This window comes from Lysobacter sp. DMC97, assembly GCF_056313745.1.
Genome location: NZ_JBQUZR010000003.1, coordinates 377262 through 400215 on the forward strand (window position 1 = coordinate 377262; position 22954 = coordinate 400215).

Annotated in this window: 20 protein-coding genes; 10 read left to right on the top strand and 10 right to left on the bottom strand. The window is 70.9% G+C overall.

The features are described 5' to 3' along the window. Positions 1-41: 41 nt before the first annotated feature. Positions 42-1022 carry a mitochondrial fission ELM1 family protein gene (locus ACT53Q_RS07915; RefSeq protein ID WP_476186114.1) on the bottom strand — a complete coding sequence of 327 codons (981 nt, stop codon included), beginning with the start codon at positions 1020-1022 and terminating at the stop codon, positions 42-44. Positions 1023-1127: 105 nt separating this feature from the next. On the opposite strand from ACT53Q_RS07915, the gene ACT53Q_RS07920 reads away from it, so the two are divergent. Both ACT53Q_RS07920 and ACT53Q_RS07925 read left to right on the top strand, forming a co-directional pair. After that, positions 1128-1718, top strand: coding sequence for a malonic semialdehyde reductase (locus tag ACT53Q_RS07920; protein WP_476186115.1), 591 nt, complete (start codon positions 1128-1130; stop codon positions 1716-1718). A 106-nt stretch (positions 1719-1824) separates the two neighbouring features. Beyond that, positions 1825-2403: a YceI family protein gene (locus ACT53Q_RS07925; RefSeq protein ID WP_476186116.1), complete on the top strand. Its 579-nt coding sequence runs from the start codon at positions 1825-1827 to the stop codon at positions 2401-2403. 447 nt (positions 2404-2850) lie between these two features. On the opposite strand, the gene ACT53Q_RS07930 is transcribed toward ACT53Q_RS07925, so the two are convergent. Then, on the bottom strand, positions 2851-3510 hold the full coding sequence (locus tag ACT53Q_RS07930; protein ID WP_476186117.1) for a glutathione S-transferase family protein: 660 nt from the start codon (positions 3508-3510) through the stop codon (positions 2851-2853). 97 nt (positions 3511-3607) lie between these two features. Between ACT53Q_RS07930 and ACT53Q_RS07935 the strand changes: the two genes are divergently transcribed. From ACT53Q_RS07935 to ACT53Q_RS07945, 3 genes are read left to right on the top strand one after another with little or no spacing between them, the layout of a single operon-like run. Then, complete coding sequence (locus ACT53Q_RS07935) at positions 3608-3799, top strand: zinc-finger domain-containing protein (RefSeq protein ID WP_476170549.1); 192 nt, start codon at positions 3608-3610, stop codon at positions 3797-3799. A 17-nt stretch (positions 3800-3816) separates the two neighbouring features. Continuing rightward, positions 3817-4950: a glycosyltransferase gene (locus tag ACT53Q_RS07940; protein ID WP_476186118.1), complete on the top strand. Its 1134-nt coding sequence runs from the start codon at positions 3817-3819 to the stop codon at positions 4948-4950. 19 nt (positions 4951-4969) lie between these two features. After that, positions 4970-6292 (top strand): O-antigen ligase family protein, encoded by a 1323-nt coding sequence (locus tag ACT53Q_RS07945; protein ID WP_476186119.1) that lies wholly within the window; start codon positions 4970-4972, stop codon positions 6290-6292. Between the two features lie 21 nt (positions 6293-6313). Here the strand turns inward: ACT53Q_RS07945 and ACT53Q_RS07950 are convergent, their stop codons facing one another. Both ACT53Q_RS07950 and lpxL read right to left on the bottom strand, forming a co-directional pair. Continuing rightward, positions 6314-6439 carry a hypothetical protein gene (locus ACT53Q_RS07950; protein ID WP_476186120.1) on the bottom strand — a complete coding sequence of 42 codons (126 nt, stop codon included), beginning with the start codon at positions 6437-6439 and terminating at the stop codon, positions 6314-6316. Between the two features lie 320 nt (positions 6440-6759). After that, positions 6760-7671, bottom strand: coding sequence for an LpxL/LpxP family Kdo(2)-lipid IV(A) lauroyl/palmitoleoyl acyltransferase (lpxL, locus tag ACT53Q_RS07955; RefSeq protein WP_476186121.1), 912 nt, complete (start codon positions 7669-7671; stop codon positions 6760-6762). A gap of 109 nt (positions 7672-7780) precedes the next feature. Here lpxL and waaA point away from each other — a divergent pair, with 109 nt between their 5' ends. Continuing rightward, on the top strand, positions 7781-9088 hold the full coding sequence (gene waaA / locus ACT53Q_RS07960; protein WP_476186122.1) for a lipid IV(A) 3-deoxy-D-manno-octulosonic acid transferase: 1308 nt from the start codon (positions 7781-7783) through the stop codon (positions 9086-9088). 284 nt (positions 9089-9372) lie between these two features. Next, positions 9373-9612 carry a hypothetical protein gene (locus ACT53Q_RS07965; protein WP_476186123.1) on the top strand — a complete coding sequence of 80 codons (240 nt, stop codon included), beginning with the start codon at positions 9373-9375 and terminating at the stop codon, positions 9610-9612. Positions 9613-9678: 66 nt separating this feature from the next. On the opposite strand, the gene ACT53Q_RS07970 is transcribed toward ACT53Q_RS07965, so the two are convergent. The 3 genes from ACT53Q_RS07970 to ACT53Q_RS07980 form a co-directional block, all read right to left on the bottom strand. Next, entirely contained in the window at positions 9679-11076 is a 1398-nt protein-coding gene (locus ACT53Q_RS07970; protein ID WP_476186124.1) for a TolC family outer membrane protein, read from the bottom strand. A gap of 58 nt (positions 11077-11134) precedes the next feature. After that, positions 11135-11794, bottom strand: a complete 660-nt coding sequence (locus tag ACT53Q_RS07975; protein WP_476186125.1) for a protein-L-isoaspartate O-methyltransferase family protein — start codon at positions 11792-11794, stop codon at positions 11135-11137. A 192-nt stretch (positions 11795-11986) separates the two neighbouring features. Beyond that, positions 11987-12649 (bottom strand): TetR/AcrR family transcriptional regulator, encoded by a 663-nt coding sequence (locus ACT53Q_RS07980; RefSeq protein ID WP_476186346.1) that lies wholly within the window; start codon positions 12647-12649, stop codon positions 11987-11989. A 130-nt stretch (positions 12650-12779) separates the two neighbouring features. On the opposite strand from ACT53Q_RS07980, the gene ACT53Q_RS07985 reads away from it, so the two are divergent. From ACT53Q_RS07985 to ACT53Q_RS07995, 3 genes are all read left to right on the top strand, one after another. Then, positions 12780-13862: an efflux RND transporter periplasmic adaptor subunit gene (locus ACT53Q_RS07985; protein WP_476186126.1), complete on the top strand. Its 1083-nt coding sequence runs from the start codon at positions 12780-12782 to the stop codon at positions 13860-13862. A gap of 16 nt (positions 13863-13878) precedes the next feature. After that, the gene (locus ACT53Q_RS07990) at positions 13879-17058 is read left to right on the top strand and encodes an efflux RND transporter permease subunit (RefSeq protein ID WP_476186127.1); all 3180 of its coding nucleotides are present in this window, start codon (positions 13879-13881) and stop codon (positions 17056-17058) included. Positions 17059-17207: 149 nt separating this feature from the next. Continuing rightward, positions 17208-17366, top strand: a complete 159-nt coding sequence (locus ACT53Q_RS07995) for a hypothetical protein (protein WP_476186128.1) — start codon at positions 17208-17210, stop codon at positions 17364-17366. 95 nt (positions 17367-17461) lie between these two features. On the opposite strand, the gene ACT53Q_RS08000 is transcribed toward ACT53Q_RS07995, so the two are convergent. The 3 genes from ACT53Q_RS08000 to ACT53Q_RS08010 all read right to left on the bottom strand — a co-directional run bounded on the left by ACT53Q_RS08000 (position 17462) and on the right by ACT53Q_RS08010 (position 22916). Then, entirely contained in the window at positions 17462-18961 is a 1500-nt protein-coding gene (locus tag ACT53Q_RS08000; RefSeq protein ID WP_476186129.1) for an LGFP repeat-containing protein, read from the bottom strand. Between the two features lie 29 nt (positions 18962-18990). Next, positions 18991-19473 carry a hypothetical protein gene (locus ACT53Q_RS08005; RefSeq protein ID WP_476186130.1) on the bottom strand — a complete coding sequence of 161 codons (483 nt, stop codon included), beginning with the start codon at positions 19471-19473 and terminating at the stop codon, positions 18991-18993. Between the two features lie 221 nt (positions 19474-19694). Further along, a complete protein-coding gene (locus ACT53Q_RS08010; protein ID WP_476186131.1) occupies positions 19695-22916 on the bottom strand; it encodes a winged helix-turn-helix domain-containing protein in 3222 nt (1073 codons plus the stop codon). Positions 22917-22954: the final 38 nt, after the last annotated feature.

Genomic DNA, 22954 nt, shown 5'->3' on the forward strand with positions numbered 1-22954 from the left:
CTCGCGACGACCGGTTCGCGAGGACTAGCTCGCGACGACGCTCAGGCCCGCGGCGCCAGCCCCAGCCGCATCGCCACTTCGGCCGCCGCGCGCGACGATTCGCGCAACGGTTCCACCTCGAATGGCGCCAGCGCCGTGTCCATCGCGCGGATGCGGCCCTTCGCCAGCAGTGCATCGAGGAAGCGTCGTGGCCGCCCGCGCACGCGGCCGGGATCGAACACATGCACCGGCACTCGCGTGGCGCAGGCCTCGGTGATCATGTTGACCGAGTCCGGCGAACAGACGATGCGATCGGCCCACGCCAGCAGCCCCGCGTAGGGATTCGGGCCGTCGCGCTGGCTGCGCCAGACCACGCCCGGCGTGTCGTCGTAGCGGTGCGCCAGCACGTCGCGCAGTTCCTTCGGCGTGCGCCGCGAGGTGGTGAGCAGCACGCTGCCGCCGTCGCGGGCGAGGGCGACTTCGAGCTTCGAGCCCAGCACCTCGAAGGCCATGCGGTCGAAGCGCGCGTGCCGGGTGCGGCCGCCCAGCAGCACCGCGGTGCGCGGGCGGGGCAGGTCGGCGAAGGCCGGGAAGTCGGCGCGGGCCTGCGCCAGCCAGGCGTCGTCGATCGGATGCAGGCTGCCCAGCACCGGCACGACGTTCGGGCCGCGCAGACGGTCGTGTTCGGGCACGACGACCACGTCCCAGTGCGATGGATCGATCCGCGGGTCGAGGATCTGCACGGCCTTCGCGCCGCGCGCGCGCAGCAGGCGGGTGGCCAGTGCGGCCTGCCGGCCGCAGCCGACGACGACCGCCGGCGGGGCGTCGAGCAGCGCGGCGAACGCCGGCCCGAAGGCGCGTTCCGCGTTCGGCCACGCCCGCGGGGCGGCGAGGCGCCAAGGCAGGCGCGGGGCCAGGGTGACGGTCCGGATCGGGGCGCCACCGGCGAGCGCCGTCGCCAGCGCGATCACCTGCCGGTCGTTGCCGGCACGGCCGTCGCTGACGGCACAGATTTGTGGTGAATCGGCGCTGTTGGTCGCCATCGTTCCGGATTTGACTCGATACGTTCCCGGGGTGCGGCTGTCCGTCGCCGCAACGGACTCTACACTGCGCCCCTCGTTCACATTCTCACACGCCGGGATTCACCCATGTCCGCACCGCTCGACACACCCGCGCTGGACCAGCTGTTCCGCACCGCCCGCACCTACAACGCCTTCTCCGGCGAGATCGACGACGCCACCCTGCACCGGCTGTACGAGCTGCTGAAGTGGGGCCCGACCGCCGCCAACGCCTCGCCGGCCCGGTTCGTGTTCGTGCGTTCGCCCGAGGGCAAGGCGAAGCTGGGCCCGGCGCTGGACGCCGGCAACCGCGAGAAGACGCTCGCCGCGCCGGTCACGGTGATCGTCGGCCACGACATGGCCTTCTACGACAAGCTGCCGGTGCTGTTCCCGCACACCGACGCGCGCAGCTGGTTCGCCGGCCGCCCCGAGCCGGTGCTGGAAACGGTGGCGCTGCGCAACGGCAGCCTGCAGGGCGCGTACCTGATCCTCGCCGCCCGCGCGCTGGGCCTGGACTGCGGCCCGATGTCCGGCTTCAACAACACGATGGTCGACGAAGCCTTCTTCGCCGGCACCGCGATCCGCTCGAACTTCCTCGTCAACCTCGGCAAGGGCGATCCCGCCTCGCTGTTCCCGCGCTCGCCGCGGCTGGGCTTCGACGAAGCCTGCCTGATCGCCTGACACCCGATCGCCTGATCCTCCGGCCGCCCGGGCGCGCAACCGCACGCGCCGTGGCCGCCTCTCTCGCTGCATCGATTCCCCGCCCGCATCCCACAGGAGTGTTCCCATGAAACGCACGCTGATCGCCGCCGCGCTCGCCCTGGTCTCCACCATCGCCTTCGCCGCGCCGACGTCCTACAAGATCGATCCGAACCACACCGACGTGGTCGCCAGCTGGAGCCACTTCGGCTTCTCCAACCCGATCGCCAACTTCCTGAAGGCCGACGGCGTGATCGTCTACGATCCGGCCAACGTCGCCGCCTCGAAGGTCGAAGTGACGCTGCCGCTGGACGGCCTCGACGCACAGGTCCCCGATTTCAACGACCACCTGCGCAGCGCGGACTTCTTCGACGCCGCGCAGTACCCGACGATCACCTTCAAGAGCACCTCGGTGAAGGCCGCCGGCAAGAACAAGCTGATCGTCGTCGGCAACCTGACGATCAAGGGCATCACCAAGCCGGTGACGCTGAACGTGACCATCAACAAGTTGGGCGTGCATCCGCTGGGCCAGCGCGAGGCCGCCGGCTTCAGCGCGACGGCGACGGTGAAGCGCACCGATTTCGGCCTGGGCAAGTACGCGCCGAACGTCAGCGACGAAGTGAAGCTGACGATCACCACCGAGGCGATGGTGCCGAAGGCGCCGTAAGCCGTCCTCGCGGTTGTTCCTCCCACGGACCTCCCCGTCGCGCTGCGGCGGGGAGGTTTTTGTTTGTCGTTTCCGTTGCAGCTGGTTTGCTCGTTTCTGATGAAGCAAAGCTTCCGCGCTTCGCGCGGGTCCCTTTCTTTTCGAAAAGAAAGGGACCACTGCGCCGCTTGCGGCGCGAACGGCGAAGCCGGCCCGAAGGGCGAGCGCCGCAGGCGCGAGTCAAGAAAACAGTCAGTGCCGAGGCAAATCTGCCGTCCGAAGCGTGGCCGGGATTTTTCGACGAGGCGTCCTGCCTCGTCGAAAAATGGCGCACGTCCCCGGCTTTCGCCGGGGCAGGCTCTGTGCGCCGCCCTCCGGGTCTCCGATTTCGGGATGTGGCGTTGGTCGTATGCGTCGTCGGGACGAGGCCCGGCGATCGGGACGATTGTGGAAGCGGTTTTTGCTGCTTCAGCGCGCCGCGTCTGGCGGTGGGGCGTCGAAGCGGTAGGGCGTGGCCTGTGCGGACGGGCGCTGGCGGAAGGTGTCGGCGAAGGTGGCGAGGCGCGTCAGGTGCGAGAGGTCCATCGGGTTGCGGAACGGGATGTGTTCCAGCAGCGCGAACAAACCGAGGTCGAAGACGGCGATGCGGTCGGTCGGCAGCGTCGTGCGGATGGCGTCCCATTCGGCGTCCAGCCAGGCGAGCGAATTGACGAGGCTGGCGCGGCGCTTGTGCGAGGCGGCGTCGGGCGGGCGCTTCGAGACGAGTTCGTGGAAGACGACTTCGACGTGCACGGCCATCGCGTGCGCGAGGATCTCGTGGGCGTTCATGCCGAGCGGGTCTTCGGCATGCTCGGGCAGGAACACCCGTTCGCTGTCGCCCGGCGCATGCCGCGCCAGCCAGCGGCAAAGGTTGGCGCTGCCCCAGACCGCGGTGTCGCCGTGGCGCAGCGCCGGCAGCTTGAGCGCCGGGTTGCCGGCGAAGGTCGCCGGATCCTCGCTCATCAGGTCGAAAATCGGCGACAGGGTGTAATCGATGCCCAGTTCGTGGGCGAGCATCCGCACCTGGCGGGTGTAGTGCGAGGCCTCGCGGCCGACGATGACGAGGGCGGGTCCTTCGGCGCGATCCATGGCGTGCGGCCTCTGCTGGGTGGGTGCCGGAATGCTAACGGCGTCGGACGGCGGGCTCTGGGCTAGAATGCCGGTTCCGCGCAGGACAAACCGTGCCATGACCGCCCAGCCCGCCACCGCCAATGCCCAGCAACGCTACGAAGTGCATCGCGGCGACCTGCCGCTGAGCTGCCCCTCGCCCGCGATGGCGCTGTGGAACTCGCATCCGCGCGTGTACCTGGCGATCGAGGCCGAGGGCGGCACGTCCACCTGCCCGTACTGCGGCGCGCAGTACGTCCTGATCGATTGACCGCGGCCGCCGGCGCCGTGTCGCGCCGCCTCGTCGTCGTCCAGCTGCTGCCGGCCCTGCATTCGGGCGGCGTCGAACGCTCCACGCTCGAGATCGCCGAGGCGCTGGTTGGCGCCGGGCATCGCGCCGTCGTCGTGTCCGCCGGCGGCCGGCTGGTGCCGACGCTGGAAGCGCTCGGCGCCGAACACGTCACCCTCGACATCGGCCGCAAGTCGCCGCTGACCTTCCGCCACGTGCGCACGCTGCGCCGGTTGTTCGCGCAGATCGACGCCGACCTCGTGCACGCGCGCTCGCGGCTGCCGGCATGGGTCGGCTGGCTCGCGCTGCGCGGCATGCCGGCCGCGACCCGGCCGCGCTTCGTCACCACGGTGCACGGCCTGAATTCGCCGTCGCGCTACAGCCGGATCATGACCCGCGGCGAGCGCGTGATCTGCGTGTCGGAGACGGTGCGCGCCTACGTGCTGAAACACTATCCCGACACCGATCCGTCGACGCTGCGGGTGATCCCGCGCGGGATCGACCCCGACGCCTTCCCGCGCAGGCCGTGGCCCGACCGCGCGGCGCGGGCACAGGTCGTCGCCGAACACCCGGCGCTGGGCGGCGACGGCCCGCTGCTGCTGCTGCCGGGCCGCGGCACGCGGCTGAAGGGCCACGGCGACGCGCTGGCGCTGCTGGCGGCACTGCGCGGCGACGGCCTCGACGCGCGGCTGTGGATGCCCGGCGCGCGCGAGCCCGGGCGCGAGGCCTATCTCGCCGAACTCGACGCCGAGGCCGCGCGGCTCAGCATCGCCGACGCGCTGGCGATGACGCCGCCGACCGCCGCGATCGCCGCCGCCTACGCCGCCAGCGACCTCGTGCTGCAGGTGTCGCGCAAGCCGGAGGCGTTCGGGCGCACGGTGGTGGAAGCGGTGTCGACCGGGCGGCCGGTCGTCGGCTGGGCGCACGGCGGCGTCGGCGAACTGCTGGGCGACCTGTGCCCGGCCGGTGCGGTGGTGCCGTTCGACGTCGATGCGCTGCATCGCGCGGCGCGTGCGCTGCTCGAAGCCGGCCCGTCCGTTACGATGCCGGCGTGGCCGTTGCCGCATTCGCTCGCGGCGATGCAGGCCGCGACCCTGGCCTGCTACGACGACCTGCTTGCTTCCCACGCCTGATGCCGACCTCCCGCGCCCCATGACCGACGCTTCGACCGCCGCCGCTCCGCGCGTGCCCGCCGGCTGGCGCTGGGCGCCGTTCTGGGTGCTCGCGTTCGTCGCGCTGTGGCCGGCGAAGGGCGTGCCTCAGGCGGTGCTGGCGCTGGGCGCGCTGATCGCGATCGGCCGCCTGTTGTACGTGCGCTTCCGCGGCGGCGGGGCGCTGCTGAGCCCGCAGGCGTGGGCGCTGACCAGCGTGCTGTTCTTCGCCTACTGGCTGCCCGAACTGTTCGCGGCGGTGGACGCGATCGACCACGTCGACGCCCTGCGTGCCGTCGCCGTCGACCTGCGCTACCTGCCGTTCCTGTGGCTGGCCGCGGCGGCAGTCGCGGATGCGCGCGGCCGGCGCGTCACCTTCACCGGGCTGGCGGTGATCGTCGGCGTGTGGACGGTCGATGCCCTGATCCAGGCCGTCACCGGCACCAGCCCGATGTTCGCGGCGCTCGACGCCGCCAAGACCGCGATCAGCGGCCACGGCTCCTGCACCGCCGACGAGGTCGCCGCGCTGGACCGCCTCAGCGGCGCGTTCGGGCCCTGCAACCTCAAGCTCGGCGTGATCCTCGCCAGCCTGTCGCCGTTCGCGCTGGTCGCCGCCGCGCGGCGGTTCGGGCGCATCGGCTGGCTGGTCGCGGCCGGTGCGGTGGGCGTCGCGATCCTGCTCGCCGGCTCGCGCGCCTCGTGGATCACCTACGGCCTCGTGCTGCTGCTGTCGGGCTGGCACCTGCTGGGCTGGCGCCGGCTGCTGGCGGTGTTCGGTGCGGGTGCGGCGGTGCTGGTGGTGCTGACCTTCGCCTCGCCGCAGGTGCGCGAACGCATCGAGCGCACCGCGTTCGCGCTGAGCGCCGACGCCGAGGGCGTCGACAGCGCGCTGTCGGGGCGCGGGCGCATCTGGGGCGCGGCGCTGTGCATGGCGAAGACGCATCCGCTCAACGGCGTCGGCCCGCGCCAGTTCCGGCAGGCGTTCCCGGCCTGCGACCCGGCACCGACCGAGCGCGCGGCCTGGGGCATCGGCCCGGCCTACCACGCACACCAGATCGTGCTGGAGATCCTCAGCGAGACCGGCGCGTTCGGCCTGCTGCTGTGGCTGGCCGGCGTCGCGCTGGCGCGGCGCGCCTGGCGCTACGCCGAGCCCGCGGCCCGCGAGGCGGCGTATCCGGCGATGCTGGCGCTGGCGGTGACGGTCTTCCCGTTCAACACCCACCTCGCGTTCTATTCCAGCTTCTGGGGTAGCGCGATGCTGCTGCTGGCCGCGCTCTACGCCGGCAGTCTGCTCGGCCGCGAGGCGCCGCCGCCGGAGGCGTGAGCGCCGGGTTCCGCGTCGATGTCAGTCGTCGTCGCCGAGCCGCGTGATCGACGGCTCCGCGGCGAGGATGCCCAGCAGCGTCCGCCGCAGCGCGTCGACCGTGGGCGCGGTGTCGGGACGCGCGAACAGCCGCTTCAGCAGCGGCATTTCGGCGGCGACGAAGCAGATCCAGACGATGTCTTCCGCGGCTGGCGGCGGCTCGACCGGCGGCGCGAAGGCCGCTTTCGTTGCCGCAGCCGATCCACAGCAGGAACGGGTCGCGCCGGCACATCAGGCAGCGGCCCCAGTCCTCGGCGATCACCGGTTCGACGGCCTCGCCGGCTTCGATCAGGCGCTCGCGCAGCCAGTCGGCCAACTGCCGGCCGTAAATGCCGGGATTGACCTCCGCATCTTCGCCCGGTTCCACCCGAAAGCGCGTCGAGCGGAAGCGGATGACGTCGTCCATGCGCGAGGTCCCGTGTCGAGGGTCAGTCGTAGACCCGGCTGCCGTCCGGGCGGCGCTTGAAGCGGCGGTGGATCCACAGGTACTGCTCGGGCGCGGTGCGGGCCATCGCCTCGATCGCGGCGATCACGCGCGCCGTGTCGGCGGTGGCGTCGTCGGACGGGAACTGCTCGAACGCCGGCCAGAAGCGCAGGGTGTAGCCGCCGTCGTCGCGGCGGATGTGTTCGAACATCACCACCGCCGCGCCGGAGAGGCGGGCGAGCTGGTGGGTCGAGGCCAGGCTCTTCGCCGGCTGGCCGAAGAACGGCACGAACACGCTCTCGCCGCGGCTGGGATCCTGGTCGGGTGCGTACCACAGCAGGCCGCCGCGCTTGAGGTGCTTCACCGCGCCGCGCACGTCCTGCTTGGCGAACATGCCCGCGGCGTAGCGCGAGCGCCCGCGCAGCACCGCCCATTCCATCGCCGCCTGCGGGTAGGGCCGGTACATGCCGGCCAGCGGCACCGCGTCGCAGGCGAGGCGGGCGCTCATCTCCAGCGTGGTGAAGTGGCCGGAGACCACGATCACCCCGCGGCCGGCGGCGCGTGCGGCCTCGACGTGCTCGACGCCCTCGATGCGCAGCCCGCGGCGCTGCGGCTCGACCGAGCCCCACCAGGCGCGGCCGAACTCGAACAAGGCGATGCCCAGCGCACGGAAATGCCGGCGCAGCAGCGCCGCGCGCTCGGCCGGGGCGAGGTCGGGGAAGCACAGTTCGAGGTTGCGCGCGGCCACGCGGCGGCGGTGGCGCAGCAGCAGGCGCAGGCCGTCGCCGGCGACGCGGCCCAGCGCGCGCTGCAGCGGCCACGGCAGCCGCGCCAGCAGCGTCAGCGCGCCGATGCCCAGCCACGCGGGCCAGGTGGCGGGCGAACGCGGCGGCGGGGCGTCGAACGCGAAGGACATGCGGCATTGTAAGCGGCCGTGCCGCGGGCGTCCGGCACGCGGGGCGGACGTGCACGCCAGGAGCCTGCGCCACGGGCGTGCGGTCGGCCGGGCCGGTTATCCTGTGCCGATGCGGGCCGGCCTCTTCGAACGCGCGATCGAACGCACCCTGCGCGGCCTGTACTCGGCGGCGCTGTACGTGCTGCTGCCCGTCACCCTGTACCACCTGGTCTGGCGCGGCTTCCGCCAGCGCGCCTACCTGTTGCGCTGGCACGAGCGCTACGCCCGCTACGGCGACGCGCCCGCGCCCGATGCGCCGCACCTGTGGGTGCACGCGGTGTCGGTGGGCGAGGTCAATGCCGCCGCGCCGCTGATCCACGCGCTGCTGCGCGAGCGGCCCGATCGCCGGGTGCTGGTCACCACGATCACGCCCACCGGCTCCGAGCGCGTGAAGGCGCTGTGGGGCGATCGCGTCGCCCACGTCTACCTGCCGTACGACCTCACCGGCGCGGTGTCGCGCTTCCTGCGCCGGTTCCGGCCGCAGGCGGGGTTGATCGTCGAGACCGAACTCTGGCCGAACCTGCTGTTCGCCTGCCGCGACCACGGCGTGCCGACGTATCTCGTCAACGCGCGCCTCTCCGAACGTTCGCTGCGCGGCTATCGCGTGTTGCGCCCGCTGGTGGGCCGCGCGCTGCGCACCTTCCGCACCGTCGCCGCGCAGTCCGAGGGCGACGCCGACCGGTTCGCGCGGCTCGGCGCACGCCCGGACCAGCTCGCGGTGCTCGGCAATCTCAAGTACGACGTGCGCATCGACTTCGACGGCGTCGCCCACTTCGCCGCCGCGTTCCGCGCGGCCGTGCCGGGACGTCCGACGTGGATCGCCGCCAGCACGCATCCCGACGAGGAAGCGTACGTGTTGGCGATCGATCGCCAGTTGCGCGCGCGCTGGCCCGACCTGCTGCTGCTGTGGGCGCCGCGCCATCCCGAACGTTTCCGTCCCGTCACCCAGCTCGCGATCGACGCCGGCCTGCCCGTGGCCACGCGCACGCTCACCGTGCATCCGGACGGCGACGACGCGGTGTTCGTGATCGACACGCTCGGCGAACTGCAGTCGTTCTACGCCTGCGCCGATGTCGCCTTCGTCGGCGGCAGCCTGCAGCCGGTCGGCGGCCACAACCTGCTCGAACCCGCGGCCGTCGGCGTGCCCATCGTCACCGGCCCGCACCTGCACAATTTCGCCGACATCGCCGAACAGCTGCGCCGCGTCGACGCGGTGCGCATCGAGGCCGATGCCGCGGGCGTGGCGGAAGCGCTGGAGGCGCTGCTCGCTGATCCCGTCGAGCGCGCGCGCATGGCCGAGGCCGGTCGCGCGCTGGTCGAACAGGGACGCGGCGCGTTGCGGCGCACGCTCGATCTGATCGCGACCGCATCGCGCTGATCGCAGCACGCGTGCCGCGCGCCGCACTTCAGCGGCATGCATCGCGGCATGCATCACAACCGGCGGATCGATCGCGAGGTTCGATGCGATCGTGCATTTTCCACTGCCGCTTCGGATGCGCCTATTCGCGCAGCGAAATCCATCGAAACGTCGTCGCGCCACGATCGCCACGCGTGACGAGGGTCAATTCCCGAGGCATCCCGCGGGACTACAACACGCACGCGGGGCGGATCGCCATCGCGCGCACGTCCCGCACCGACTCACGTCACCTCAGGAGACTTCCCATGTCACGCGCCTTCCACGCCGCGCTCCTCGCGGTCGCGTTCGCCTTCGGCATCACGTTCTCCGCGCCCGTCTCCGCAGCCACCCTGCCGGCTTGCACGGTCGACAACCTGTGGTCGGTCGAATGGATCCAGACCGATTTTCCCGGCGGTTTCGAGATCGACTACTACCTGTGCATGCCGGACGGCTGGCTGCTGGTCGGCAGCATCATCTGCCAGGACGGAGGCTGCAGCTCCGATTGATTCCACGGGGGCGAAACGACGACGGGCCGCATCGCGGCCCGTCGTTCGTTGCTTCGCACGCTTCGATCAGGGCGCTTTCCGCGGCGCCGCATCCACCGTGAGCAGGCGGTTGATGTCCTTCAGGTCGTCGACGTCCAGCGTGCCCGCGGCCTGCTCCAGCAGCAGCCGGTTCTGCAGGAAGTTGTAGCGCGACAGCGCGTATTCGCGTTCGGCGTTGAACAGCGTCTGCTGGTTGTTCAGCACGTCCAGCACGGTGCGGGTACCGACTTCCAGTCCGATCTGCGAGGCTTCGTACGCGTTGCGCGCGGCGAACACCGACGCGCGGCGCGCTTCCACTTCGCTGATGCCCGCCACCAGCGTCTCGTAGGCGCTGCGCGTGCTGCGCACCAGTGCGCGCTTCTGCTGTTCGAGCTGGTCGGCCGTGATGTCGCGCTGCGCCAGCGCCGAACGCACCTGCGACTGGGTGGCGCCGCCGGAGAAGATCGGCACCGACAGGGTCAGGCCGATGCTGCGCGAGCGGCTTTCGTTGTCGAATGCGGTGCTGGTGCTGGTGAGGTTGTTGGTCTGGTCGCCGTCGGTGCGCGTCTTGCCGTAGTTGGCGCCCAGGTACAGCGTCGGCAGGTGGCCGGCGCGGGCGGTGGCGACGTCGCTCTCGGCCGAACGCAGCTGGTATTCCCGGGCCTTCAGCGCGGGATTGTTGTCCAGCGCGGCCTGCACCCAGCCGTTGGCGTCCAGCGACGAGGGCAGCGCCGGCTGGAAGTCGACCGGCAGCGACTTGAGCACCTCCGCATCCTTGCCGGTGATCTCGGCGAGGGCGCGGTAGGCATCGTCGAGCGCGTTGCGGGTGACGATGGTGTTGGCGCGTGCGGCCTCGTACTGCGCCTTGGCCTCGTGCACGTCGGTGATCGGCGCCAGGCCGACCTCCAGGCGCTTGTCGGCGAAGTCGAACTGCTTCTTCAGCGCCTGCTCCTGCGCTTCGGCCGCGGCGAGGGTTTCCATCGCGACCAGCACGTTGAAGTAGGCCGCGGAGGTGCGGGTCATCAGCGAATCGCCCGCGGACTTCAGCTGGAAGTCGCCGGCGGTCGCCAGCGCGTTCTGGCTGCGCACGCGGCTGAACAGCCCGCCGTCCCACACGACCTGGCGCAGGTTCACGCCGTATTCGCGCGAGGTGCTGGTGCTGTCGGAATCGCTGGTGATCAGGAGGTTGTTGAAGACCTGCGAGCCGTTGCTGTTGCTGTGCGAACGGTTGTACGACGCACTGCCGTTGAGCTGCGGCAGCAGCGCCGCGCGCGCCTGCACCGCGCCCTCCTTCGAGAGCAGCTGGGTGGATTCGGCGGCGGAGAACTGCGGGTCGCTGTCGCGCGCGAGTTCGTAGGTCTGCAGCAGGTCGTCCGCGTGGGCGGCGACGGGGAGCAGCGCGGTCAGGACGATGGCGAGCGTGTGGGCGAGGGGGCGGCGAGTCATGGGCATCCTTCGGGTTGATCGGTCCGCTGCATCTCCGGCATCGCGGGCGGTCGTCGGTTTACAGGTGGAATCGGGGGGCCGGCGCGCCGCCGGCGAGATAGGGGAGTTCGGTCTCGAACAGCGACTCGATCGCGAACCCGGCGGTGCCGTCGGCGGGGCGCACCAGGGCGGCCTCCATCGCCGGGGCGTGGCCGTGGACGATGAACATCCGGCCGCCGGGGCGCAGCCAGCGCAGGAAGCGCGCCGGGATGGCCTCGACCGCACCGCCGACGCAGATCGCGTCGAACTGGCGGTCGGAGTCCCAGACGTAGGCGTCGGCGGTCTCGATGCGGACGTTGGCGATGCCCTGCGCCTGCAGGCGCGCCCGGGCGGCGTCGGCGAGATCGGCATGGCGTTCCAGGCTGACCACGTCGCGGGCCAGCGCGGCGAGGCAGGCGGTCAGGTAGCCGCTGCCGGTCCCGATCTCCAGCACGTCCTCGCCCGCGCCGATCGCCAGCGATTCCAGCGCGCGGCCTTCCAGCACCGGCTTCATCATGGATTCGCCATGGCCGATCGGCAGCGCCAGGTCGGCGTAGGCCAGCGCGCGATGCGCGTCGGCGACGAACCGCTCGCGCGGCAGCCGGCCGATGGCCTCGAGCACGCGGGGCTGGAACACCTCCCACGGCCGGACTTGCTGTTCGACCATGGTTTCTCGGGCTTTGGCGAAATCGATCGTCATCGTGGGGTCTCTCGCGACGGGCGCAGCGGGGAGGAGGGGGCGGGAACAACCGTCAAGTGTACCGGGCGCACCGTCGCATCGCAGGCGCAGGATCGCCGGAGGCAGGGGCCGCGACTGAGTGCCGGAAGTCACCGGGACCACCGGAGCCCGTCCGGCGCGACCCCGCGGGGCCTTCCCGGATCGCTTCCGGTCTCACGCGTCGGCCCCGGTGGCGTAGGCGCGCAGGTAGAAGTCGACCGTGGACGTGATGTGCGCCTCGATGTCGGCATCCGGGGCGCTGCAGCCCATTCCGCACAGCAACTGCATGTGCAGATCGCCCTTGACCAGACAGAGGAACTGCGACGCCGCGCGCGGCACGTCCTCGATCGCGAGCTCGCCGCGGGCGACGCGGGCGCGGAGGAATTCGGAGAACGCGTCCTTCACCGTCTGCGGGCCGGCCTGCCAGAACAGCTCGCGCACGTTCGAGTCGCCGGTGCCCGGGGCCATCATCATCCGGTGCATGGCGATGGCCTCCTCGCTGGTGATCAGCGTGAGGAAGGCGCGGGCGATGGCGGTCAGTTGCTCGCGCAGGCTGCCTTCCAGGCCGGCCAGGAACAGCGCCGACGGCATCTGCTCCTCGCACTTGGCGCGGATGGCGGCGCTGAACAGCGATTCCTTGTCGCCGAAGTGGCTGTAGACGGTCAGTTTGGACACGCCGGCCTCGGCGGCGATCTGGTCCATGCTCACCCCGTCGAAGCCGGACTGGGTGAACAGGCGCTTGGCCACGTCCAGGATCGCGGCGCGCTTGCCGAGATCCTTGGGGCGGCCCGGGCCGGCCTTCGCGGGCTCGGCGGGGGCGTTGCTGGAGCGGGACACGATCATGGATGGAATACTAGACTAATTGGTTTGTTATTTATACGATACCTGCCAGTTCATTAATTCCGGATACTCCGGAACCGGCGAGGCGATCATGGCGATGCACGCGGGAAGCGGGATCCGGGCGGCGATGCTCGTGGGGATGGTGGCGGCGTTGGCCGCCTGCGGCAACCGGGGCGCGGCACCGGAGCCGCCCCGTCCGGTGCTGGTGGCGCATCCCGCCGAAGCGTGGGCGGCCGGCATGGCCGCGGTCACCGCCTATGCCGGCGAGGTCCGTGCCCGCGAGGAAAGCGCGCTGTCGTTCCGCGTCGGCGGCAAGATCGCCCGGCGGCGGGTCGATGCCGGCGATGTCGTCCATCGCGGTGACCTGCTGGCCGAGCTCGATCCCGACGACCTGCGCCTCCAGACCGACGCCGCGCAGGCGCAACTGGCGGCGGCCGAAGCCCAGCTGGCGCGGGCCCGCGCCGACCACGCCCGGTTCGCCACCCTGGCGAAGGACCAGCTGGTCAGCCGCTCCGTGCTGGACCAGCAGACCGCCGCCCTGCGCGCCGCCGAGGGCCAGGTCCGTGCGGCGCGCGCCCAGCGCGACGTGGCCTCGAACCAGCGCGGCTACACCGAACTGCGGGCACCCGCCGACGGCGCGATCGGCCAGCGCATGGCCGAGGCCGGGCAGGTACTGGCGCCGGGCCAGACCGTCTTCACCTTCGTCGCCGACGGCGAGCGCGAAGTCGCCTTCGCGCTGCCGGAGGCCAACGTCGCCGATTTCCACGCCGGCCAGCCGGTGCTGATCGAACTGTGGAACGACAAGGGCCCGCGCATCGAAGGCCGGATCCGCGAGATCTCGCCGGTCGCCGACCCGCTCACGCGTACCTACGCGGCGCGCGCCACGCTGGCGCCCGGCACCGGGCCGGCGCTGTCGATCGGGCAGAGCGCCCGCGTCTACATCGGCAGTGTCGACACCCGGCTGTCGGTGCCCCTGAGCGCGCTGCAGCGCGACGACCAAGGTCGGACGGTGGTCTGGGTCGCCGATCCGCAGGCGCAGCGCGCGCACCAGGTCGTCGTCGTCGTCGGTCCCTACGCGGCCGACCGCGTGCCGGTGCAGTCCGGCCTGAAGGCGGGCGACTGGGTCGTGGTGGCGGGCGGGCACCTGCTGTATCCGGGGCTGCCGGTGCTGCCGGTCGACCGTGGCAACCGCCCCGTCGCCGCGAACTGACCGGGAGATCCTGACCATGCGGCGCTTCAACCTTTCCGAATGGGCGCTCGCGAACCGGGCGCTGGTGCTCTACACGATGCTGCTGCTGGCGCTGATCGGTGCGTGGTCGTACCGGCAGCTCGGCCAGTCCGAAGATCCGCCGTTCACCTTCAAGGTGATGGTGGTCCGCACGCTGTGGCCCGGCGCCACCGCCGAGGACGTCTCGCGCGAGGTGACCGATCGCATCGAGAAGAAACTCATGGAGACCGGCAACTACGAGCGCATCGCTTCGTACTCGCGCGCCGGTGAATCGCAGGTCATCTTCATGGCGCGCGATTCGCTGGAAAGCCGCGAAATGCCGCAGCTGTGGTACCAGGTGCGCAAGAAGGTCGGCGACATCCGGCAGACGCTGCCCGAAGGCGTGGTCGGGCCGTTCTTCAACGACGAATTCGGCGACACCTTCGGCAATCTCTACGCGCTGACCGGCGACGGCTTCGACGACGCCATCAAGAAGGACTACGCCGAACGCCTCGAACTGCAGCTGCAGCGCGTGCCGGACGTGGCCAAGGTCGACCTGCTCGGCCTGCAGGACGAAAAGATCTGGATCGAGCTGTCGAACACCAAGCTCGCGACCTTCGGCATCCCGCTGTCCGCGGTGCAGGACGCGCTGTCGACCCAGAACGCGGTGACGCCGGCCGGCTTCTTCGAGACCGCGACCGATCGCGTGCAACTGCGCGTGGACGGCGCGTTCACCTCGGTGCAGGCGATCCGCGATTTCCCGGTCCGCGCCGGCGGGCGCACCGTGCGCCTCGGCGACATCGCCACGGTCACGCGCGGCTATGCCGACCCGGCGCAGCCGCGGATGCGCTTCATGGGCAAGGACGCGATCGGCATCGCGGTGGCGATGAAGCCCGGCGGCGACATCGTGAAGCTGGGCCAGGCGCTGGACGCGGAAACGGGGGTGCTGCAGCGTCAGTTGCCGGTCGGCCTGGAACTGCATCGCGTCGCCGACCAGCCCGCGGCGGTGCGCGATTCGGTCGGCGAATTCGTGCGCGTGCTCGCCGAGGCGGTGATCATCGTGCTGCTGGTCAGCTTCTTCTCGCTCGGCCTGCGCACCGGTCTGGTGGTCGCGGTCAGCATCCCGCTGGTGCTGGCGATGACCTTCGGCGCGATGCATTACTTCGACATCGGCCTGCACAAGATCTCGCTCGGCGCGCTGGTGCTGGCGCTGGGCCTGCTGGTCGACGACGCGATCATCGCGGTCGAGATGATGGCGATCAAGATGGAGCAGGGCTTCACGCGCCTGCGCGCGGCCGCGTTCGCGTACGAGAGCACGGCGTTCCCGATGCTCACCGGCACGCTGGTGACGGTGGCCGGCTTCCTGCCGATCGCGACCGCGCAGTCGGGCACCGGTGAATACACGCGCTCGCTGTTCCAGGTGGTGGCGCTGGCGCTGCTGGTGTCGTGGGTGGCGGCGGTGCTGTTCATCCCGTACCTCGGCGACAAGATGCTGCCGGATCCGCACGCGCTGCCGAAACCTGGTTCGCTGTCCGGCCGCGTCCGCGCGTTCCGCGAACGGCTGGCCGACCGCTGGCCGCAGTACGCGGGCATCGTCGGCCCGGCGCCGATCGTCGCGCCGGGCGCACACGCGCACGATCCCTACGCCAGCGGGTTCTACCGGCGTTTCCGCGACCTCGTGCGCGCCTGCGTGCGCCGCCGCTGGACGGTGATCGGCACGACCCTGGCGCTGTTCGTGCTGTCGATCTTCCTGTTCCGCTTCGTGCCGCAGCAGTTCTTCCCGGATTCGACGCGGCTCGAACTCATGGTCGACGTGGAGCTGGCCGAAGGCAGTTCGCTGAAGGCCACCGACCACGCCGTGCACGAGATCGAGAAACGCCTGTCGAAACGCCGCGACATCGACAACTATGTCGCGTATGTGGGCACCGGGTCGCCGCGCTTCTACCTGCCGCTGGACCAGCAGCTCCCGCAGACGCACTTCGCGCAGTTCGTGGTGCGGGCGAAGGACATCCACGGCCGCGAGGCGCTGCGCGACTGGCTGATGGGCGAAGTCCGCCATGATTTCCCGGCGCTGCAACTGCGCGTGACCCGGCTGGAGAACGGCCCGCCGGTGGGCTATCCGATCCAGTTCCGCATTTCCGGCGAGCACATTGAGCGCGTGCAGGCGATCGCGCGGCAGGTGCTGGCGAAGGTGCGTGCGAACCCGAACACGATCAACGCCAACCTCAACTGGGACGAACCGAGCAAGGTGGTGAAGCTGGTGATCGACCAGGACCGTGCGCGTGCGCTGGGCGTGTCGTCGCAGCAGGTCGCGGCGTTCCTGGCGAGCGCGCTGTCCGGGCAGCACATCAGCACCTATCGCGAGGACAACGAACTGATCGAGATCCTGCTGCGCGGTCCCGCCGACGAGCGTGCGCGGCTGGAACTGCTCGGCAGCCTCGCGGTGCCCACCACGAACGGCGGCACCGTGCCGGTGATGCAGATCGGCCATCTCGAATCGACGTTCGAGAACGGCGTGATCTGGCACCACAACCGGCTGCCGACCGTCACCGTGCGCGCCGACATCGTCAACGGCCCCACGCCGCCGACCGTGGTCGACCAGATCATGCCGACGCTGGAAGGGATCCGGAAGACGCTGCCCGACGGCTACCTGCTGGAGACCGGCGGCACCATCGAGGATTCGTCGCGCGGCCAGGATTCGATCAAGGCCGGCATGCCGCTGTTCGTGCTGGTGGTGTTCACGCTGCTGATGCTGCAGCTGCGCAGCTTCTCGCGCGTGCTGCTGGTGGTGTCGACCGCGCCGCTGGGCATCATCGGCGTGACCCTGTTCCTGCTGGTGTTCCGCGTGCCGTTCGGCTTCGTCGCGATGCTCGGCGTGATCGCGCTGATGGGCATGATCATGCGCAACGCGGTGATCCTGGTCGACCAGATCGAACAGGACATCACCGCGGGGCACGATCGCTGGACCGCGATAGTAGAGGCCACCGTGCGCCGCTTCCGGCCGATCGTGCTGACCGCGGCCGCCGCGATCCTCGCGATGATCCCGCTCACCCGCAGCGCGTTCTTCGGGCCGATGGCGGTCGCGATCATGGGTGGCCTGATCGTCGCCACCGCGCTCACCCTGCTGTTCCTGCCGGCGCTGTATGCCGCGTGGTTCCGCGTGCGGCCCGAAGAGGCCGTCGCCACCGCCGCGCACTGATTCGCCGCAGTTCCGTCTTCGCATCCGGGCCGCCTGTCGGCCCTCCCCCTCCCACCGCGGGCGGCCCGGGTCGCGAAGTGTCGGCGCCAAGGCCCGCTTAAGCCACGGCGCGCACGCTGCCTGCATCCTCCGATGAAAGGCGTCGTGCCATGCATCCCGAACTCGCCCGTTTCGTCCGTCAACTCGTACGCGTCGCCGCCGTCTGTGGCCTCGTCATCGCCACGTTCGTGTTCGTGACCCTGCCGTGGAGCCTTGGCCGTCCGCCCGGCACCGTCGTGCTGGCGGGAAGCGAACGCCACATGACCTGAGCGCAGGCGGCGCGAAGCCGCCTGCGTCTTCGTCATCGCACCCGGTGACGGACAACCGCGTGCGCTGCATCGTCCCGTGTCGTGCGGCGTAGCCGTCAGGTCTTGCGCAGGATCGTCCGCGTCGAAAGCGATGTGTCGAACGCGCGGATCGCCGCGGCACCGACGAATGCGCGCGGCAACTCGTCGCGCACGACGCCGGATTGTGCGTCCCACCACAGCAGTCCGTGTTCGAAACGACTGATGCGGTCCAGCCCGTCGGGATGCTGCCCGGAGAGAGCGGTTTCGTCGGAGACCGGATAACCCAGCGGGCCTTCGCAATGGCCGCGGCGCAGATACTCCTGGAAGATCGCGCCGTAGACCGCGAAAGCGCCCAGGTCCGGATGCCAGAAGAGGCCGCCCGCCGGATGGCCGTCCTCTCCCGGGAACACTTTGAAGCGTCCTCCGCGCGGGCCGCGATCGTAGTCGAGGATCGGCGTCTTCAGTCGCTCCTTCGCGATGAAGGCCGCCGCACGCGAATCGTGCCGCTCGATGTCCTCCAGCTTGGCCAGCAACGGGTCTTCGGCGTTCGCGATGCGCTCGGGCAACGCGATCGTGACCGGGGTCATGCCGTCGAGCGAGCAGTGATCGAGGTTCTGCGCGCATTCGCGGGCCCGGGCCGCGAGCTTCGGCAACTGCGCGTCGATCTGCTGGTAGGCGGCACGGAGGGCGTCGAGGTCGGGGTGCGCGAACTGGTCGGGATAACGCAGGACGAAGTCGAGGTCGCTGCGCAGGCGGATGCCTTCCAGCACGCGCCGCCCGCACTGTTCGATCGTGTCGCGGCGCACCGCGCTTTCGGCCCAGGTCGGTCCCTCCGGCAGCGGCAGGTAGCGGAAGTCCTTCACCGACGCCTTGTAGTCGATCGGCCGCTCCAGCACCTTCTGGTTGAAGCTGCTGTACAACGCCTTGAGGCCTTCCAGATCGGTCGGGTTCTCCAGTCCGGCGCCCCCGGAGATCAGGACCTTGATCTGCATGCTCGACTTCTTCTTCGCTTCCTCGATCGCCATGCCGAACGAGGCGCTGATCTTGCCGCCGGTGAGGAAGGTGCCGATCGAGGCGTCGAGCGAGGCCTTGATGTCCGTGCGGCTGCGCTCGTCGACGGTCTCGAACACGAACAGGCCGTAGAAATCGCCGCCGCTGTAGATCTCGTCGATGAAGGCGTCGCCGTAGATGCCGCGGAACGTCTCCGGGTCGTTGCGGTAGATGCGCGCGGCCTCGTCGCTCAGCCGCGGGCGCACCATGTGGCGCGCGGGATTGCGCACGTCCGCGGTCAGCAGCAGGTACAGCGAGTACTGGTTCACCGAATGGCTCTGGGCCATCGAGAACTTGGCGTCGCCGCTGAAGGTGCCATAGCGCACGCTGGCGCTGACCGACAGGTTCATCGATTCCATCAGGCTTTCCTGGGATTCGATCATCCTGACTTCCGCGTGCACGATCTGGCCGCCGTCGGCGTTGCTGATGCCGTCGTATTCGATCGGCGATCCGCGCGCCTCCTCGGTCTGTTCGTCGATGCCGACGCCGAAGCGCATGCCTTCGGTGAGATTGATGATCTTGCCCATGTGCGTCTCCTTGCGTCCGGTGCGCGGGTTCAGTCGACCTGGTAGGCGACGTAGTAGTAGGCGTTCTCGATGTCGGACTTCGCGAGTTTCACGATCTCGCCGGCTCCCGCCTCGTTGGCGAACATCGTGACCGATCCCAGCAGGTCGTCGTCGGAGCTGGAGTCGTAGTCCCACAGCGACAGGTTCTGCGAATGCTCGAATTCGATCGACAGGTCCGGTGCGATCGACTGCCCCGCCTGGATTTCGATGTTTTCCCCCGCGGCCGGCCAGATCGCCAGGTCGCGGTCGCCGGTGGTGTCGACGGTGAGGTAGAGGTCGTCCGGATCGGAGCGGGCGGCGTCGATCGTGTTGATCACGCCGGGCAGGGCGCGGATCGCAGCGGTGACGGACACGCCTTCCAACTGCTCCGGCAGCAGCATGTCGGGCAACTGGGCGATGGCGGCGTTCACGCTGGCATCGGTGCCGGTGGCCTGGCGGACGCAGTAGATCAGGGTGACGGTGGCAGTGGGCATGGGGCTGTCCTTGGCGAGTTGGTCGGAGGGGCGGGCGGCGCGTGGCCGCCCGGCGCGGAGCGCACGGGCTTCGCGTGCCGGCAGCTTCCGCCGCCGCCACCTACGAATGGCTTACGTCAACCGCCTCCGGTCGCTTCCTGATCGCGGACGCGTGCGCGAGCACCGGCAGGGCCATGCCGGTGCGCAGGGCGACGCGCATGCGGACGCGTCGAGGCCCCGCCTCAGCCGGGACCGACCAGCCGGCGCAGGAGGCCCGCCGCTTCGCCGCGTCCGGCCGGGCCCGCGATCCGTTCGAAGCGCGCCAGCGCGTCGAGTGCGCCGGTGCGATCGCCCGACGCCAGCCGCACCCGGATCAGGGCCTCGTACAGCCGCAGTGCGTCGGGATGGTGGTCGAGTCCGCGCAGGTAGACGGATTGCGCGGCGGCCTGCCGGCCCCGGCTTTCGTGGTGCGCCCCGAGCCGCAGGGCGAGATCGATGACCTTGCTGCGCATGCGCTCAGCGGCGGGTCGCCACCACGCGGCCTCGGGTTCGCTCGCCAGCAGGGGACCCGGGAACTCGAACAGCGTGCGCTCGACCTCCGCGTCGGGGTCGCCGCCCGGCCTGCACGCGGCCAGTGCCTGGCCCAGCCGGACTTCCCAGTGGTCGAGATCGACCCAGACCCGGTCCATCGCCAGCCGCAGGCGGCCTTCGCGCAGGAGTACGCAGTCCCCGGCACCGAGCAGCTTGCGCAACCGGTGCAATGCCTGCTCGCACGCCGCCTTGGCGCGATCGCCGTCGGCATCCGGCCAGAAGCGGTCGTGCAGCAGCTCCGGCGCGCAGGCGTGCGCGGGCTCGATCGCCAGCGCGCGCAGCAGGTCCAGCGAGCGCGCGGGCGCCTTGGCGCCGAGCACCAGCGGCGCGCCGTCGAGTGCCAGGCCGAATCCTCCGAGCACCCGGATCGTCAGCGGCCACGGCCAGTGCGGCGGACGCGAGGACGGCGGCGCCAGCCGGCGTCGCCGGATCAGGTCGCGGCAGAATCCGGGCTCGATCCCGGCGGCGAGCGCGTCGGCGCAAAGCACCGCGAGCATTTCCGGCAGGTTGATCAGGGCGTCGTGCCAGTCCGCATCGCGCATGCGTGCGAACGCGTCCCGCAGGCATGCGATGCCCGCGGCCTCGTCACCGGCGTCGCGCGCCTGCAGCGTCCGCGCCAGCGCGATGCAGACCTCGGTCCGGTCGCGGACGCTGCCGTCGAACAGATCGACGAGCGCGTCGAGGAAAGCCGCGGCCTCGCCGGGCGCACCCGCGGCGAGGAGCACCTGGAACTCGGTGAGGTAGTGCGGCCAGCGTTCGATCGGCGGTTCGTTCGCCGCCTCGATCGCATGGTTGAAGCGCGCGCATTCGCGCCGCGCCTCGGCGAGGTCGCCGCGGCGCGCATGCAGCGCGGCGCGACAATCGGCGACCACCGCGACCTGGGTCGTGTGGCGGCTGTCGGCGATGGCCGACAGCCGTTCCACCAGCGCCGGCCATTCGGCGAAGGCGTTGCAGCGCTTCATCATCAGCTGCAGGTGGTACAGCGCGCCGAATTCGACCCCGCGCAGTTCCTCGCGCACGCCGATCGCGATCGCCTCGCGCAGTGCGCTTTCGGCATCCGCATGGGCGAGACCGCGCTTCGCATAGTGGAAGTAGCGCCCGCTGACGGCGCCGAAGGCCACCAGCCACATGCCCAGCGGCCATGCGGGCATGCCGGGGTGGCCCACGATGTCCGCCACGCTGTCGACTGCGCATTCGAACGTTGCCGCATCGCCGGTGGAGCCGGTGCGATCGATCAGCACCGCGCTGGCGATCAGCCGCAGGGCCGGCGGTACGTGCTCGCCGGGCCGGGCCAGGCGATCGAGCAGTCGCATGGTGATGCGCTGCAGGTCGTCGCCCGCGCTGCGATAGTGTTCCGCGTAATCGAAAGCGCGCACGACACCGGCGAGCACCAGCAGCGCCTCGTCGTCCGCCAGCGGCGGCAGTGGGCGGGCCGCGAGTGCGATCGCGCGCTGGGTCCACGCCGGCAGGCCGGCGTGCGTGCGCCAGCTGTCCGTCTTCGACAGCACGGCGCGTGCGGCGGCCAGGCATTGGCCGCGCGCGTCCTCGGTGCGCGAGAACCCCTGCCAGGCCTGTTCCAGCCAGCGTTCGGCATCCGCGTCGTCGGCCATGTGCGCCACGCCCAGCCAGTAGCACAGCCACGGCGTGTGCGCGTCCCCGGGCAGCCGCGCGCACCAGTCGATCAGCGTCTGCCGCCGGCCCTGTTCCAGCAGCGCCGGCGCGCGTTCGACGATCATCCGCGTCGCGAGCGCGGGATCCGGCGCCTGCAGCGCGAGTTCGATCGCGTCCTCGTGCCGGTCCGCCGCCCACGACAATTCGGCCGCCCGGCGCCGCAACGCCGTGCGTTCGGGCGCGGGCAGCGTGCGTTCGAGCCGTTCCCGCAGGAAATCGCGGAGGAGGTCGTGCAGGTGGAAGGCGCCATCGTCGCCCGTGCCCCGCGTCACGAGCATCTGCCGTGCCTGCAGGCGCTGCAGCAGGGCCGGCGCGTCCTCGCCCACCAGCGCGCGGGCAATGTCCGGCGCGATCTTCGGCAGCAACCCCAGCCGCAGCAGCGCTTCGGCATCGTCCGCCGGCAGCGTGTCGAACCATTCGCGCCCCAGCAGGTCGTGCACCGCGGCGACGTCCGGGCGCGAGGTCGCCGCGATGCGCGGAAGGGCGTGCGCATCCGGCGCTGCGCGCGCGACGCCTTGGCGTCCGCTGCGGTGCGCCAGCAGCATCAGGCCGACCGCCCAGCCGCGCGCCGCGGCGAGGTCCGCGGCCTCCGCGACGATCGCGCCATCGCCGCGCCGCGCGATGAGGGCGGCGGCTTCGTCGTCGGTGAACCGGAGCGTTTCCTCGTCGACGATGCCCAGGCGCCCGCGCAGTGCCAGGCCTGCGAGCGACTCGGGCGGGAGGTGCCTCGACATGCAGATGCAGTGCATCGTCTCCGGCAATTCCGCGCGCATCGCCTCGAGCGTCGCGTTGAACCCCGGCTGGTCGGCGTTGTGCAGATCGTCCAGCACCAGCAGGCCGTTGCTCGGCCACAGCGCGAAATACGCGCGGAAGAAGCGCCGGGCGAAGGCATGTGGGCGATCGGCGTATTCCGGCCCGAACGCCGGCAGGGCGGGCGACGCGACGCCCGGCACCGATGCGGCGAGATAGTGGAAGAAACCGGCGATGTCGCTGTCGCCTTCGTCCACGCGATACCACGCGAACGGCAGGGACGCGTCCTGGAGGAACTGCGCGATCGCGGTCGTCTTGCCGTAGCCGGCCGGCGCGGCGACCCAGCACAGCCCATGGCGGAGCGCCTCCGCCAGCGCGTCGGTCACGCGCGCCCGCGGCGATGCCTGGTCGACCCGCGGTGGGGTCAGCTTGGCGATGAGCGTCCGTGCCATGGATCACCGATCCGTTCGGTTCGCGTGCCTCCGCAGCA